This is a genomic window from Marisediminitalea alba (assembly GCF_002993365.1).
GTDB classification, from domain to species: domain Bacteria; phylum Pseudomonadota; class Gammaproteobacteria; order Enterobacterales; family Alteromonadaceae; genus Alteromonas; species Alteromonas alba.
Genome location: NZ_PVNP01000142.1, coordinates 1 through 14,799, shown reverse-complemented (window position 1 = coordinate 14,799; position 14,799 = coordinate 1). Strand labels below are relative to the sequence as shown.

Sequence of the window (14,799 nt, the reverse complement as noted above, 5' to 3'; positions counted from 1 at the left end):
AATTAAAGGCTGAACCTGACCATTTGGTGGCATGTAACTTGCTGAAATTAAAAATGAAAGTGACCGATTCGCTGTAGGTTGGTTGAAATGTAACAAACCTATGATTTACAGCAGTTTGCCATAAAAGTTGACGAGTTGAGTAGTCTATAAATGAATTCCAAACAGCTTCAGTATTTTCTTGTTACGGTTCAAAAAGGAAGTATTGCCGCTGCAGCGAGGGAACTGGATATCGCACAACCTGCGATCAGTCAGCAATTGGCCAATCTGGAACGGGAAATGGGTAGTGCCCTGTTTGAGAGAAGCTTTAAAGGAGTGAGTCTGACGGCAGCCGGCGAGGTTTTCGAAAAACACGCGAAGAAACTGATCGAAGACATCAATGCCGCTAAAATGGAATTACATCAGTTAGCCGCAAATCAGCATGGTGTTGTTCGTGTTGGTATGTTGCCGTCGATTGGCAATGTACTGTCGATGTCGTTAATTGCCATGGTTAATGAGTTTCATCCCCAGCTAAAACTTGAGATCAGCACAGGCCCGTCCTACGCGGTAAAAGAGTGGCTGAAAACCAATCAGGTTGATATCGCGCTGACCTACGAGCAGGAAGTTGAACCACGTTTTATGTCGGCCTACCCGCTAATTGAAGAATTTATGTATCTGGTGGTGGGTGTTAACGAGGCCTCCGCCTATTATCAGTTATTGCAAAACCGCGACACGATTTGTTTCTGGGAACTAAGTCAGTTTGAACTGCTAACACCGGGGCCTAAAGATGCCCTTGGACGCCTGATAGAGAAATATGAACACGACACAGGCGTAGCGCTCAAGCACGATAAAGCCTACTCAGGGCAACTAATGACAGGACTGCGTCAGGTTATTCAGGGCGAAGGACTGATGATTTTACCATCTTCGGCGATGTACCATCTGGAAGAAAGCAAGGTGATCAAGTCGCTGAAAATCACCCAACCCGATATGAAACGCCAGGTACTGGCCGCCACTAACAGCAATTTTGCTATGACCGACGCCATTGTGAAAATGTTAAGTATTATTCAGGAAGCGAGCAGTACCGAGCAGGCTTGCGGCCACTGGCGCGGTAATTTGCTTAATAAAGTGCCTAAAAGTGATGCGCGGCCCATGGGCTTTGCATCGCCATCGACCGTCAGCGCCCTTTAACAACCAGGGCGTTTCAAACTGAAATGCCGCTGTTGATACCACAACAAGGGTGCAAACAGGGTAAATAAAGCCAGAGCATAAAGCATTTTACTGCCCAGTCCCAGGGCGATGATGCTGCAGAACAGGCAGCCAAAATACACCAGCGGACGATGCGCCGGCGACAGCAGTTTCAGCGCGGCCAGCATGCTGGCCAGATAAATCAGCACAAACACACCATTTACCCAGCCTATCAAATCTTCCAGGTTGTGCGTTGAAAAGTGGGTGATGATCAGCGTCATCGACATGATCAGTAAAATAGCCTGCAAAGCCCGCTGCGGCACACCATACCGGTTGAGGGTATTAAAGTATGCGGGCAACACGCCGTCCTGACTCAGGCTCCAGGTTAGCCGGGACAAACTGGCCGTATAAACATTGACCGTGGCCAGGCCACCGGCAACGCCCAGTACACCAATTACGTAAGCACCATTACCGCCAACAATCTGGTCGAACACGGCCACCATGGCCAGGGTATTTTCTGTGCTGACATCGAGCAGCAGATAAGTGCAGCCAATATAGATAACGCCAACTAACAGCGTGCCAAGCATAATTGCCGGCACCAGATCCCGTTTCGGATCCCGAAAATCATTAGCCAGGTGGGATAAAGCTTCAATGCCTAAAAAGCTCCAGAACGCCAGGCCCATTGCCGCTAAAGTGCTGTCCAGCTGAAAAGCGGAAGAAGTCAGAGTCGCTGGAGCCGGCATAAGGCTGCCGCCAATAACCAGGGCGCAAACCACCAGTGTGATAATAAGTGTCAGGCCCAGCTGTAAGGTGGCAGAAAACTGAACGCCCCGATAGTTCAGTACCAGCAGCAGTCCGACAATCGCCAGCTGCACCGGCAGCGACCAGGCGGCGTTAAGTTGCAACAGGGTTTCAATAAACCAGTAGGTCATGATGATGGCGGCAGGTGCCCCGATGGGCACTACAAACAAAAACAACATCCCAATGGTTCTGCCAGCGGTTACGCCAAAAGCCTTTTCCACAAAGAAAGCCGGACCACCGGCATGGGGATACTGTGACGACAGTTTGGCAAATACCATTGCCACCGGGAGGATGGCCAGAATAAGCAGTATCCAGCTTAATAATGCATAGTGACCGGCAAGCCCGATTGTCATTTGGGGCAGGATAAACACACTGGTACCGAGCAGAGTGGTGGTTAACAAGCCAGCGCCATGCCAGCGGCCGATTTTTTGTGAAGAGTGGCTCATAGCAAGTGTCAGTGGATGCAGAGGCTGGCGATTATAGCGTTTTACCTACAAAATCGTGGCAGTTTTTCTTCATGGTGGACACATTTGTCGAATATTTTGACACTCTGACTATTCGCCTGATTGCTATATTTTTCCAAATCTCTGATTCGAATGATAAATATTACTGTGGCCCGGATTATGCTGCAGTGAAGCATAATGTCGCCTAGCAGTAATTAAGTGACTTTTGGCTCGCCAATCCTGGATGGTGTCTGACTCAGGTAAAGCGTATAAGAGGTATTTATGTCTTGTTTAACCCGACAACTACAACAGCAATTGGCTAAGTACATCAAAAAAGAAGTCGAGGTGGTATCGCCCTGCGATCCATCGGTGATCCGAGAAGAATTGATCAATCGCGGTGTTTGTCCAAGTGGTATTACAGAAGGGCAGGTTCGACAGGTGCTGGAAGTCGCCGGATACCTGCCATAGTAAGTTGCATAAAAAACAGGTGGCTGAAAGCCACCTGTTTATTCCATCTTAATGACGGATTATTTCAGATCGAAGCGGTCGTTTTGCATCACTTTCACCCACGCATCAACGAAGTCAGCAACAAATTTCTGCTCAGCATCGGCTGCTGCGTAAACTTCAGCGATAGCGCGTAGTTCAGAGTTAGAGCCAAAAATCAGATCCACCGGTGTGGCAGTCCATTTGGCTTTACCTGATGAACGGTCAACGCCTTCATACACACCTTCCTCATCGGTTTTATTCCACTTGGTACCCATGTCCAGCAGGTTGGTGAAGAACGCATTGTTCAGTTTACCCGGAGTGTTGGTAAGAACACCATGCTCCATACCTTTATAGTTGGCGTCGAGCGCTCGCATACCACCAAGCAGAGCGGTCATTTCTGGTACCGACAGATTGAGATAGTCAGCCCGTTCAACCAGCATTTCGGTTGGTGACATGTAGTTCATTTCCGGGTCGTAAAAGTTACGGAACGCATCAGCAGTAGGCTCCAGTACAGCGAATGACTGTACGTCTGTCATTTCTTGCGACGCATCCATACGGCCTGGCTCGAAAGGTACGGTGATGGTGTGACCTGCATCTTTCGCGGCTTTTTCGATGGCTGCAGCACCGGCCAGAACAATGATGTCTGCGGTAGAGATACGTTTGTTGGCTGAAGCCTTACGGTTAAAGTCACGCTTTACCTGTTCAAGTTCTAACAGCACTTTATCGAGTTCTGCAGGGTTATTTACTGCCCAGCTATTCTGTGGCGCTAAGCGAACGCGGGCGCCGTTTGCACCACCACGCATGTCGGTGCCGCGGAAGCTGGCAGCTGAAGCCCAGGCTACTCTTACTAACTCAGATACGCTTAAACCAGTGTCAAGGATATCCGCTTTCAGTTTGCGTACATCAGCATCGGTAACCAGATCATGGTTAACCTCTGGGATTGGGTCCTGCCATACCAGTACCTCATCTGGCACCTCATCACCTAAATAACGGGCGCGAGGACCCAGGTCACGGTGATTCAGCTTAAACCAGGCTTTGGCGAAGGCCAGTTCGTATTCCGCCGGATCGGCGCGGAAACGCTCAGCAATTTTGCGGAACTCCGGATCTTTTTTGATCGCAATGTCAGTGGTAAACATGATAGGTGCATGGCGCTTACCTTTCACATGAGCGTCAGGAACCATGTTGGCTGCGGCCGGATCATCAGGGATCCACTGAGTAGCACCCGCCGGGCTTTTGGTTTTCACCCAGTTGAAGCTAAACAGGTTATCCAGGTAGTTTGTTGTCCACTGGGTTGGAGTGACTGTCCAGGCGCCTTCCAGGCCGCTGCTTGTGGTGTCTTCAGAATGGCCCTTGCCACATTTGTTTTTCCAGCCAAGGCCTTGTTCTTCGATGTCGGCCGCCGCAGGTTCTGCGCCTACACAGTCAGCTGGCTTCTTCGCGCCGTGGGCTTTACCGAAGGTGTGACCACCGGCAATCAGCGCAACAATTTCTTCGTCATTCATCGCCATACGACCAAATGACATGCGAATGTCTTTGGCGGCTGCCAGCGGATCGGGGTTACCATGTGGGCCTTCCGGGTTAACGTAAATCAGACCCATCTCAACGGCTGCTAAAGGACCTTTCAGTTTGCCAAACTTATCGCGACGTTCGTCGGTCAGCATTTTCTCTTCCGGTCCCCAGTAAACGTAGTCTGGCTCCCAGTCATCCTCACGACCACCGGCATAACCAAAGGTTTTAAAGCCCATGTCTTCCAGCGCTACGTTACCGGTTAATGCCATCAGGTCGGCCCAGGAGATCTTACGGCCATACTTTTGCTTCACCGGCCAGATCAAACGGCGGGCTTTGTCGAGATTTACGTTATCCGGCCAGCTGTTCAGCGGATCAAAGCGCTGTTGTCCGCCACCTGCGCCACCACGGCCATCGTGGATACGGTAGGTACCGGCAGCGTGCCAGGCCATACGAATGAAGAAGGGACCATAATGCCCGTAATCTGCCGGCCACCAATCCTGTGAGTCAGTTAGCACCTTACGCAAGTCGGCTTTTACCGCTTCCAGATCCAGTGAGTTAAACTCTTTGGCGTAATCAAAGTCTTCACCGTAAGGGTTTGATTCCACCCCGTGGGCGCGCAGCTGACTCAGGTCGAGCTGATCCGGCCACCAAAAACTGTTGGCTTTTGGCTCTGCAGCATCAGCATAGGCGGGGGATGTCAGCACTACTGGTGACATCGCAATGGCCACGGCTGCCGCCAAAGATAAAGTCTTCTTCAATTTCATTTGTCCTTCCTCGTTTCGAATGTGAACAATGTACAAATACAGTGTTTGTTAACATTTATAAGTGTTAACGAGGAAAGCGAATTTGCATAATTAAAAAATCAGATGCACTTGATTGAAAAAACAAAAGTTGAATAACTATATGTTTTTAAATGGTTATACCCTCCACTTTAAATAACGCCAAAAACTATAAAAGTTAGTCGAAGCTATCTTTTTAATTTAATCTGACACGAAATTTTAACATTTTTTACAAGCGCGCAGGGGATTGATGGCGGGAGTTAAAACTCTTTTGGCTGTCACTTTCCAGGCATAAACGTGTTCAGATGTCTTGCTTTTAATAACGAATCAAGGAAAGCCGGTGAAACCTGGTTTAAGTTCGTGGTATTCTTCAGGTTTGCTGGCGCGTCGCCTTTTTCACATCGTTATGGACCATGGGAACAACACAACGACATCTGGTTAATCTGGATATGCTGCTAACTGATATAGAAATGCTCGATGGAAGTGAGTATGGCAGTCTGGTACATGTGAAATTATTAAAAGATATCCAGCGCGTACTGGAAGCACTTGAGGTGGCGGTGCAGTCAGAAACCGTGTCTTCATTTCAAAAAGCGGTGATTAACGCTGGTCTGGCCGGGCCGCTGGAAGATAAGCGAATACCTGGGATCTTTAAACGGCTGATAGGGTATGTTCTGGAATACTGGGATGCCCACAGCAAAGCCGCGAAAATCCTTGACTCACAGTTTGACGGCAATGCCGATAAACGCCTTGAACTGCTGCAGGTGAAAGGCATTAAGGCAAAATCTCAGTTTAAAACGGTTGCCCGGGCAATGGGGCGCACCGACTATCTTCACTTTGTGGAGGCGCTGGGGCTGCTCCACGAAGACTGGCAGTGGCAGGTCTGAACCTTTCATCCAAATTCCTGCCCTTTCACGTATAAGGCACATCTTAAAGCTGTTTCGGGAAATATGCCGTGCCAGAAGGCCCAGAGATCCGCCAAAGCGCCGATGCCCTAGCTAACGTTTTACAAAACCAGAAGATCAACAAAGTGACCGTAGGGCTAGAATCATTAAAGCCTTTTCAGTCTGTACTGAGTGGCCAGCGAGTAACGCAAGTGAGTTGTCGGGGAAAGGCCATGTTGCTGCACTTCGACAACGACCTGAGTATTTACTCTCATAATCAGTTGTATGGGCGCTGGGTAATTGTACCCTGTGATGAGCTGCCTGAGACTAATCGTTCACTTCGTCTTGGCTTACATACCCGCACGCACAGTGCACTGCTTTACAGTGCTTCAGATATCAGTGTCTGGCCTCGCGAGAAGCTAAGCGAACATCCATTTTTGCGTAAATTGGGGCCCGATCTTCTTAACCAGGCGGTTACCCCGGAAGCGATACAACAAAGATTAACCAGTAAGCGGTTTCGCAATCGAAGCCTGGCGGCACTTTATCTCGACCAGGGTTTTCTGGCCGGGATGGGCAATTACCTGCGTAGTGAAATCTTGTTTTTTGCCGGTATTCACCCTGATAAGAAGGTCGCTCACCTGAGTGATAAGCAAATCAATCACCTGGCGGAACAAACATTACAGGTTACATACCGTTCATATGAAACGGCAGGCTATACTACGTCGATCGCTGCATCCGTCCGTGCGCGGCATTCGGCAGCTGAATATGAAGCACAAAGGTTTATGGTTTTTGACCGGGAAGGGCAGCCGTGCAGGCGCTGTAATGAAACAATCCTGCGCGCTGAACGAAGCAGCCGCAGGATCTATTTTTGCCCGCAATGTCAGGTGATCGGGTAATCCGTTACGTGACGGACAACCTCAGGGGCGTTAAAACACATAGCGCGCAAACAACTTGCACCACTGGGAGTCGGAAAACTTAGTGTACTCTGCGCCCAGCACAAATTGTTTTGTTGCGCCGAAAGCATACTGAGCACCCAGTCGGTAGGCTTTCTGGTTTGAACCTTCGTGCCATTTTTGCACTTCCAGGCCGCCAAATAATTCTACAGCATCGGTTAGCTGATGACGCACGTTGCCGGCAACGCTGTAAAAATGCGTACCGTCTTTGGCTGATGCCTCGTTGTCTGAGAGTTTAAAGTCGATCTCGCCGTAATACAGCCTGGCATCAATAACGGTATTCTGACGGAAGTAGTAATAGTAGCCAGCGCCAGCCTGCCAGTTGGTTTCATCCAGGGTATACTGATCAACCTTATCGTCGGCGCTACGGTATTTACCGGTAATAAATATATTCCGGCCAATTTCATAGCTACCTTCAAATTCTGGCCCTTTGAAATCAAATGGCTCGATGTCGGCATAATCGCCCGCTGCATAACCTAATTGCAGGTAATCATAATCGAGTGGATCGGCCACTGCCACGGTGCTAATCAATGAAGCTAAAGCTATCAAAGCGGTTTTGAAGGTATGTTTTTTCATGGGGTTTCCTTAAGTGTTTACCAAAATGTGCGGCAAAGATACTTAAGGCGGGGTCAAATTGTGGTGAAGCTTTGCCTGTAATTCAGGCCAGCAACACCCAGTTTAACAGGCTGGCAAGGACCCACATGGTGATGACGTAATGCCAGTTATTTCGGATAATTCGACGTGAGGAAGCCCCGTAACGGCCAGTCAGGACTAGACCTATTCCCGATAGCGGTCCCGAGCCTGTGGAAATAGCCCAGGTAGAGAGAAACAAAAAGCCCAGGCTGGTGGGGTCAGGAGCTAGTGGCAGCAGTACCGGGCTCACTACCGCGATACTGATCACCGGGTGCACCCCGAGCAGGCCGGCTGTGATCATTAACGCTAATAGGATAGCAAACATGTTGGCATCGAAACTGAACTGATGGAGGTCAATGAGATTCGGATGCAGATCAATTACAGTTTTGATGCCAGCAGAAAACACACCCGCAGCGAGAAATAGGGCAAATTGAGGGCCGGCAGTGTGCAACCGGTTATCAACAAAGTCTTTTAAAGTGAGCAAGCGGGGGCATTGCCGCATACACACCAAAGTACCCAGAACCGACAGCAGGCTTATCAGGAGCATGATGGGAATTTGCGGGAAAAAATGGTGCAGAGTCAATACGGAAACCGCCATTAATAAGGGGATCATAAGGCTTTCTGCTTTCAGTGGATAGCCTTCAAAACGAGTTGTGGACTTGCGATTGACATCCACTAATGTATAGCCAATGCCCAGCAAAGCCATGATGGCGCCAGGGGCAACGGTTGCTTTCCAGGCCATTCCGGGGGCATACATAAGTGCTACGCCAGTGGCAATAAAAAACGGGGACCACCAGGCTGCGGCAGTAAAACAGCGGGCCAACAGAATTTGTTGGGCATCGGTTAACGTGCCGTTACGTTTTAGTCGGTCGCCAAACACAAAGATAACCGACATGTTGATCACGGCGCCGAGTAATGTGGTGCCAAAGGCGGTAATGGCTGCCGCCTTGCTGCCGGTGGGGAGGTGTTCGTCTCCGCCCGGGGCATTGGTTAAGGATAAGAATGTAATTGCCACGAACATGGTTAACAGCGGTACATTGGCAGCAAACACACTGTGCCAGCTGATATCTGCACCTTGCCAATAGCCTGTGGCTATCCCGCCGACGCCCAGCAGAAATAGCACCGTGGACTGCTTTCTGGCCGATGTTTTAACCGCTGGTAACATGGTAAGCAGGGTAATCCACGCCGCCACGGTGGCTATATCGGATGACAGTAACCCGGCTACCGAAAGCAGATAAGTGATTAATGTAAAACACGCTAGCCAGCCAGCGAAACGGGCAGGGTGATACGGCTTCATGGCAATGATAAGTGGCTCAAAGAGTTATGCTTAAACGAGAAATGCGCTTAGTTTAGCAAAAATACCCGGTTACCAGGTGGCGTTAAACGTAAATCTACGCTTTATCAGCCTGATTTACAGTTTGTTTTGCCAGGCGCACAAAATCAGCTATGTAGTCAATATTGACGTCATTATTGCGCATTCCCAGGTAAATATGCTTCATGATCCCCTCATCACCTAATTGCAAACTCACCAGTTGCAAGGATTCAGCATAGGTGTCAACCAACCAGCCTGGCAGCGCTGCAACGCCACGACCGGCACTGACCATTTGCAACATGATTTCGGTTGCCTCTATGTGTCTGTGGCGTTTAACAGTGCAGCCTGCCGGGGCCAGAAACTGACTGAAAATATCCAGCCGTTGTGGTTCTACAGGATAAGTGATCAGGGTTTCATTCTGCAGGTCGTGTGGCTCAATCTGCTCAAGCTTCGCCAGAGGATGATTGTGACTCACTACCAGTCGCTGCTCAAAGTCAAATACTGGCTCGAAAGTAACACCGCTTTTAAACAAAGGGTCAGGGGTTACCAGTACATCGATATCATAATCATACAAAGCCCGCATGCCGCCAAACTGAAACTCCTGCTTAACATCGACTTCAACACCTGGCCAGGTATCCAGAAAAGGGCTGACTACCTTTAAAAGCCACTGATAGCAAGGGTGACATTCCATGCCTATGCGCAATGAACCGCGCTGACCTTTGGCTATCTGAGTCAGTAATAGTTCGGTGTGTTCAAACTGGGGTAATAAACGTTTTGCCAGGATCAGAATTTGTCGTCCTGCCTGGGTGAGGCGAAGTTTACGGCCGTCTTTTTCCCATACTGGTGTGCCCAACTGTTGCTCCAGCTTTTTGATGCTGTGGCTCAGTGCAGACTGGCTAAGAAACAATTTTTCTGCTGCCAGTGTCAGGGTGCCATATTCATCTACCGCGGTGAGAAGTTGTAAATGGAATCGCTCTATCATTTTTAACTATGCATAATTTTCATTGTTTTTCCCGATTCTATCACTTTTTTTAATCAAAAAGGGCCGTTGACGGGTAATTGTTGTATACGGGTAGTAGCCTCACAACTAAAGCCGTTACAAAAACCGCAAATGCAAGTATATTGGTAAGGCCACCTTGCCATTGTGGTGATCGACTGTAAACCGACTACTTGTTTAACTCTCCCCGAGGATTTTTCTATGCTGGAAACATGGCGCTGGTTCGGACCAGATGATGCAATAACGTTAAGCAAAATACGACAGGCGGGAGCGTCGGGTATTGTAACGGCTCTGAGTGAAGTACCTACCGGTGAGATCTGGCCTGAAGCACTTATCAAAGCCCGCCTCGACATGATAAAGGCGGCTGGCCTTCAATGGAGTGTGGTGGAGAGCGTGCCCTTACATAACGATATTAAGACCCGCTCCGGTGATTATCAGCGCTTCATCAGTAACTATAAAGATTCACTGGCTAACCTTGGTAAAAATGGCATATACACGGTTTGTTATAATTTTATGCCAGTGGTCGACTGGACGCGTACAAACTTAAGTTACACGTTACCCAATTCGAGTCAGGCACTGCGCTTTGAAATGACTGACTTTGTTGCATACGACGTGTTTATTTTAGAGCGCCCTGGCGCTGAGTCAGACTACACGACGTTACAACTGGAACGGGCAGAAGAACGCTTTCGGGCAATGAACGAAGCCGAGCGCGAATTACTGGAAAAAAACATTATTGCCGGTTTGCCTGGTGGTGAAGGTTGTTATGACAGGCAGGGTATTAAACAGGCTATTCAGCAATTTACTGCAATCGGTACAGAAGGGTACCGACAAAATTTGTTTTTGTTTCTTAAGGACATCATGCCAACAGCTGAAGCTTATGGAATTAAGTTGTGTATCCATCCTGATGACCCGCCGTTCTCGTTATTTGGTTTGCCAAGGGTTGTTTCAACGGCCGATGATGCCAAAGCTTTGCTTGCTGCAGTACCGAGTGCCTGCAATGGCCTGACATTGTGTGCCGGCTCATATGGTGCGCGAGCTGATAATGATCTGGTGGAAATGGTACGCGAATTCGGCCCTCGTATTTTCTTTGTTCATTTACGAAATGTGAAACGGGAGGACGACGGTTCCTTTTATGAATCGGATCATCTCGATGGCGACAACGATATGATAGGCCTGATTCAGGCATTGCTGGATGCAGAGAAGCAACGCGGAGCCGGTGGCGATGTTATTCCTATGCGCCCTGATCACGGCCATTTGCTCGAAGATGAAATGGACAAGGCCGGGGTTAAACCGGGCTACTCCTATGCCGGCAGGATGAAAGCGCTTGCTGAACTACGCGGGGCTATTCACGTGCTGGAGCAGCTTCAGGGCTGATAGAAAGATTATCAAGTATTGCTTGCAGCGACGTTGCAGGGGCGGAGAGGTTAATCGGCCTTACCAAATTCGCGTGTTAAGCGATGTGCTTTGTGAAAAGTGTGCCCGGAGCGCTTTCTCCGCTCTACGCACACTGTTCCTGGAATACAGGTTGGTTTAGCGCGTATAGTCGATAGCAATTTTGCCAAAATGCGCGGCCGATAGTTCGTAACGGAACGCATCCGCAAGCTCTTCCAGCGCAAACGTTTTATCGATCACCGGTTTAATAGCCAGTTGTTCCAGGGCTTTAACCATGTCCTGTTGTTCCTGACGGTTACCCACAACAATTCCCTGCAAGCGAATTTGTTTAAGCATCATAAGCGCCGTGGGAATATCACCGGTCATGCCGGTAAGCACCCCGATGAGTACAATTTTACCGCCTACACGACAGGCAGTAATGCTTTGGGTTAGCGTGCCAGGGCCGCCCACTTCTACTACCACATCCACACCGCCCGCAGACCATTGTGCAACGGTTTCTCCCCAATTCTCATCTTCTTTATAGTTAACGGTAAAGTCTGCACCAAGCGCTTTGGCCTGTTCGAGTTTATCGTTACTGGAAGACGTGATTGCTACTTTCGCGCCCATACCTTTCGCCAGTTGCAGCGCGTAGACAGAAACCCCACCAGTGCCTAACAGTAAGACCTTGTCGCCAGCTTTGATATTTCCTTCCGTGACCAGAGCTCGCCACGCGGTCAGGCCTGCGGTGGTGATGGTAGAGGATTCGGTGGCGGTCCATCCTTTAGGGGCTTTGGTAAACCAGCTCTGCGGCGTCACTACCTTGTCGCGGGCGTAGCCGTCGATACCATCACCCGGTGTGCGGCTAAAATCACCAATTTGCGGACCGCCAGCCTGCCAGTCAGGGAAGAAACAAGAGACTACTTCATCGCCAGGAGTAAAATCAGTTACCGCGTCGCCAACCGCTTCTACGATCCCGGCACCGTCGGCCAGTAGAATGCGATCCTGGACTTTATTCAGTGTGCCCATGGCTACGCCGAGATCATGAAAGTTCAGTGAGCTGCCCAGTAACCTTACCAGGATCTGATCGCCCTTCGGGGCTGCCGGCTCCGGGATATCCGTTACTTTCAGGCCATCAAGTCCGTTATCCGGATCAGCGGTAACTATTGCTCGCATAGTGATTACTCTCTTTGTTCAGGGATCTACATTTACGTGTCGCAACACAGGTTAGTTTAACGCTTACTTGCGCCATGCTATCGCAGCGTTGGTTAACAAAATAGGGCCTAAAGTAGCAATTTCAGAGTTGTTATTCGCAAAAATATGACGCTCATCTCAAATAGGAGCTTTAAGTTGGACACCAATTAACTTCATAAATTAATATTACATTAATGAACTAAATTCCATGCAAAAAAGTACTGTTTGTCCGTTTATTCAGTGCCACAGAGTGAAATCGCCAATGACCCCATTTTCTGATATCGAAAAACAGTTAACTGCCTTCAGTCAGCGCCACCCTGAATATTCTCTGTCGGAGGCGTTACTTGTCCGGCTTATTCGTATGTTGGATAAACTCATGGCTGACAATGCTCATCAGCAATTACGAAAATACGGCCTGTCATTATCAGAGTACAATACGCTGACGATGCTGGAAGGATCTGAAGATGGCCTGACGGTGTCAGAAGTGATTGCCCTAACCGGTGAGAAGCCGTCGAATATCACCCGGGTAACGGATCAGTTATTTGCCAAAGGGTTGATTGAAAGACGTGTCAGCCCAATCGATCGGCGAGTTTGGCTGCTGAATCTGAATGAAGAGGGCAGAGCGCTTCTGAAGCAACTTTTGCCAGACATCTCCGCGCAATTACGCAGTATATTTGCCGGTGTTAACCAGCCCCAAAGGGAAAATCTTGAGGCCTCGCTAAAGTTGTTGCTTCAAAGTGTGAGTAAAGAAATACAGTGAAAAACCAGGCACTTTATCAACAAATAGTAACTCCGCTTTTTCAGGGCGTTAAAGCGAACCGTGAGCCCTGGTTATTTGTACTTAAGGCTATGTTGTCGTTATATCTGGCAACCGGGCTGGCCATGCTACTGGAGCTGCCATCACCAATGACGTCCATGCTAACCGTGGTAGTCGTTATGAATAGTCAGTCCGGTATGGTTATGGCGAAGAGTTTCTACCGGATCCTTGGAACGGTTATTGGTACGGTCGCCTCGGTCACACTGGTGGCTATGTTTCCACAACAGCCACAGTTCCTGATAACGGCTATTGCTCTGTGGAGTGGCCTTTGTGCTGCCGGAGCGCTTATGTTCAAAGGTTTTCGTGGCTATACCTTTGTGCTTGGAGGCTACACGGTAGCCATGATAACCCTGCCGGTACTGGGTAATCCCCATGCGATTTTTGATGTGGCTATTCACCGTTTTTTTGAAGTGGTGCTCGGACTTGGAGTGACGACGCTGGTATTCGACGGGTTGTTCCCCCGTCAGCTCCGAGGTCAGGTTAAAAAACAGGTTGAGGCAAACATCAGCAACTTACTTGCAGAAGTACACCATACGTTGTCGCAGGGGCAGCATTCAAGGCAAGCCCTCGCGATTTACCGGGATACCACTTCAGACGCCATGAACTTTGAAGATCTGCTCGCCAATGCAAAGTTTGAAGGACCGTGGTTAAGTAGCCTCAGTCGGCCCCTACGGCTGAGTAACTATTATTATCTTGAAACAATCACCCACTTGCAGACATTACAAAAGCTAAAGCAACGTCTGGCCAACAATGCTTCCTCAAGCCTGCTGGTTATCAACCGGAGCAGCCAGCCGTTGGTAGACATACTAAGGCGTGTTGATCTTTCGTGATTGGTTTTTGAGCAGCATGGTAAAGAGTTATAATTTGCTTCGCCAAAAGTAAAAGAACAACTCACTACCATGCCGAGACTAATGCTAACTGATAAGCGGTGGCAAAAGCTACTTCAAGTAATGAAGAGTACAGGCCGCATTTACAATAAACCAGAACATAGAATGACGTTTGAAGGGATACTCTTCCGGCTGAGAACAGGAATTCCTTGGCGTGATTTACCAACAGAATTCGGCGGTTGGAGCGCCGTTTATCGCCGATTCAATTTATGGTCGAAGAAAGGTTTATTGAACATGTTATTCAATGAGTTAGCCAAACTATCTGATTACGACTGGGTCTTTGCTGATGGTTCGATTGTCAAAGCTCATCAGCATAGTGCCGGAGCAGGTACTAAGGATAATGAGTGCATTGGAAAAAGCCGAGGTGGTAACTCCACAAAAATCCATTTAGCCGTGGATAGTGGTGGGCTTCCAATTTATTTTGAACTATCAGAAGGCCAGAGAAATGATATAGCTCGGGCTCAAAGTCTGGTTGACCATTTAAGGGAAGTAAACATTTTCGTAGGTGACAAAGGCTACGATAGTGACGCATTAAGAGAATATATTGAAGCCAAAGGAGGTATCTCCGTCATACCTAA

The 14,799-nt window shown here is 48.8% G+C and carries 14 protein-coding genes; 8 read left to right on the top strand and 6 right to left on the bottom strand.

Annotated elements, in window-relative coordinates; genetic code table 11:
• Positions 1–150: 150 nt before the first annotated feature.
• Complete coding sequence (locus C6Y40_RS12875; RefSeq protein ID WP_105934924.1) at positions 151–1,164, top strand: LysR family transcriptional regulator; 1,014 nt, start codon at positions 151–153, stop codon at positions 1,162–1,164.
• Here the strand turns inward: C6Y40_RS12875 and yjeH are convergent.
• Complete coding sequence (gene yjeH / locus C6Y40_RS12870) at positions 1,161–2,408, bottom strand: L-methionine/branched-chain amino acid transporter (protein ID WP_105934923.1); 1,248 nt, start codon at positions 2,406–2,408, stop codon at positions 1,161–1,163. The two genes, C6Y40_RS12875 and yjeH, sit on opposite strands and share 4 nt — an antisense overlap.
• A gap of 279 nt (positions 2,409–2,687) precedes the next feature.
• Here yjeH and C6Y40_RS12860 point away from each other — a divergent pair, with 279 nt between their 5' ends.
• Positions 2,688–2,873, top strand: a complete 186-nt coding sequence (locus C6Y40_RS12860) for a hypothetical protein (RefSeq protein ID WP_105934921.1) — start codon at positions 2,688–2,690, stop codon at positions 2,871–2,873.
• A 59-nt stretch (positions 2,874–2,932) separates the two neighbouring features.
• Here the strand turns inward: C6Y40_RS12860 and katG are convergent, their stop codons facing one another.
• Positions 2,933–5,164: a catalase/peroxidase HPI gene (gene katG / locus C6Y40_RS12855; RefSeq protein WP_105934920.1), complete on the bottom strand. Its 2,232-nt coding sequence runs from the start codon at positions 5,162–5,164 to the stop codon at positions 2,933–2,935.
• 428 nt (positions 5,165–5,592) lie between these two features.
• On the opposite strand from katG, the gene C6Y40_RS12850 reads away from it, so the two are divergent.
• Positions 5,593–6,063, top strand: a complete 471-nt coding sequence (locus C6Y40_RS12850; RefSeq protein WP_105934919.1) for a hypothetical protein — start codon at positions 5,593–5,595, stop codon at positions 6,061–6,063.
• 68 nt (positions 6,064–6,131) lie between these two features.
• Positions 6,132–6,956, top strand: coding sequence for an endonuclease VIII (gene nei / locus C6Y40_RS12845; protein WP_105934918.1), 825 nt, complete (start codon positions 6,132–6,134; stop codon positions 6,954–6,956).
• Positions 6,957–6,986: 30 nt separating this feature from the next.
• Here the strand turns inward: nei and C6Y40_RS12840 are convergent, their stop codons facing one another.
• The 3 genes from C6Y40_RS12840 to C6Y40_RS12830 all read right to left on the bottom strand — a co-directional run bounded on the left by C6Y40_RS12840 (position 6,987) and on the right by C6Y40_RS12830 (position 9,940).
• Positions 6,987–7,589 carry a DUF481 domain-containing protein gene (locus C6Y40_RS12840; RefSeq protein WP_105934917.1) on the bottom strand — a complete coding sequence of 201 codons (603 nt, stop codon included), beginning with the start codon at positions 7,587–7,589 and terminating at the stop codon, positions 6,987–6,989.
• 82 nt (positions 7,590–7,671) lie between these two features.
• On the bottom strand, positions 7,672–8,943 hold the full coding sequence (locus C6Y40_RS12835) for a hypothetical protein (RefSeq protein ID WP_105934916.1): 1,272 nt from the start codon (positions 8,941–8,943) through the stop codon (positions 7,672–7,674).
• A gap of 94 nt (positions 8,944–9,037) precedes the next feature.
• A complete protein-coding gene (locus tag C6Y40_RS12830; protein ID WP_105934915.1) occupies positions 9,038–9,940 on the bottom strand; it encodes a LysR family transcriptional regulator in 903 nt (300 codons plus the stop codon).
• Positions 9,941–10,156: 216 nt separating this feature from the next.
• On the opposite strand from C6Y40_RS12830, the gene uxuA reads away from it, so the two are divergent.
• Positions 10,157–11,329 carry a mannonate dehydratase gene (uxuA, locus tag C6Y40_RS12825; RefSeq protein WP_105934914.1) on the top strand — a complete coding sequence of 391 codons (1,173 nt, stop codon included), beginning with the start codon at positions 10,157–10,159 and terminating at the stop codon, positions 11,327–11,329.
• Between the two features lie 156 nt (positions 11,330–11,485).
• On the opposite strand, the gene C6Y40_RS12820 is transcribed toward uxuA, so the two are convergent.
• Positions 11,486–12,499: a zinc-dependent alcohol dehydrogenase family protein gene (locus C6Y40_RS12820; RefSeq protein WP_105934913.1), complete on the bottom strand. Its 1,014-nt coding sequence runs from the start codon at positions 12,497–12,499 to the stop codon at positions 11,486–11,488.
• A gap of 280 nt (positions 12,500–12,779) precedes the next feature.
• Between C6Y40_RS12820 and C6Y40_RS12815 the strand changes: the two genes are divergently transcribed.
• From C6Y40_RS12815 to C6Y40_RS12805, 3 genes are all read left to right on the top strand, one after another.
• Positions 12,780–13,277, top strand: a complete 498-nt coding sequence (locus tag C6Y40_RS12815) for a MarR family winged helix-turn-helix transcriptional regulator (protein WP_170308477.1) — start codon at positions 12,780–12,782, stop codon at positions 13,275–13,277.
• A complete protein-coding gene (locus C6Y40_RS12810) occupies positions 13,274–14,164 on the top strand; it encodes an FUSC family protein (RefSeq protein WP_105934911.1) in 891 nt (296 codons plus the stop codon). The genes C6Y40_RS12815 and C6Y40_RS12810 overlap by 4 nt, the downstream gene beginning before the upstream one ends.
• A 69-nt stretch (positions 14,165–14,233) precedes the next feature.
• On the top strand, positions 14,234–14,799 hold a 566-nt coding region (locus tag C6Y40_RS12805), incomplete at its 3' end, for an IS5 family transposase (RefSeq protein ID WP_105934963.1).

Bases quoted from the DNA above. Each gene is read 5' to 3' on its own strand.
- C6Y40_RS12875 (WP_105934924.1), top strand. From the start codon at position 151: ATGAATTCCAAACAGCTTCAGTATTTTCTTGTTACGGTTCAAAAAGGA.
- yjeH (WP_105934923.1), bottom strand. From the start codon at position 2,408: ATGAGCCACTCTTCACAAAAAATCGGCCGCTGGCATGGCGCTGGCTTG.
- C6Y40_RS12860 (WP_105934921.1), top strand. From the start codon at position 2,688: ATGTCTTGTTTAACCCGACAACTACAACAGCAATTGGCTAAGTACATC.
- katG (WP_105934920.1), bottom strand. From the start codon at position 5,164: ATGAAATTGAAGAAGACTTTATCTTTGGCGGCAGCCGTGGCCATTGCG.
- C6Y40_RS12850 (WP_105934919.1), top strand. From the start codon at position 5,593: ATGGGAACAACACAACGACATCTGGTTAATCTGGATATGCTGCTAACT.
- C6Y40_RS12840 (WP_105934917.1), bottom strand. From the start codon at position 7,589: ATGAAAAAACATACCTTCAAAACCGCTTTGATAGCTTTAGCTTCATTG.
- C6Y40_RS12835 (WP_105934916.1), bottom strand. From the start codon at position 8,943: ATGAAGCCGTATCACCCTGCCCGTTTCGCTGGCTGGCTAGCGTGTTTT.
- C6Y40_RS12830 (WP_105934915.1), bottom strand. From the start codon at position 9,940: ATGATAGAGCGATTCCATTTACAACTTCTCACCGCGGTAGATGAATAT.
- uxuA (WP_105934914.1), top strand. From the start codon at position 10,157: ATGCTGGAAACATGGCGCTGGTTCGGACCAGATGATGCAATAACGTTA.
- C6Y40_RS12820 (WP_105934913.1), bottom strand. From the start codon at position 12,499: ATGCGAGCAATAGTTACCGCTGATCCGGATAACGGACTTGATGGCCTG.
- C6Y40_RS12815 (WP_170308477.1), top strand. From the start codon at position 12,780: ATGACCCCATTTTCTGATATCGAAAAACAGTTAACTGCCTTCAGTCAG.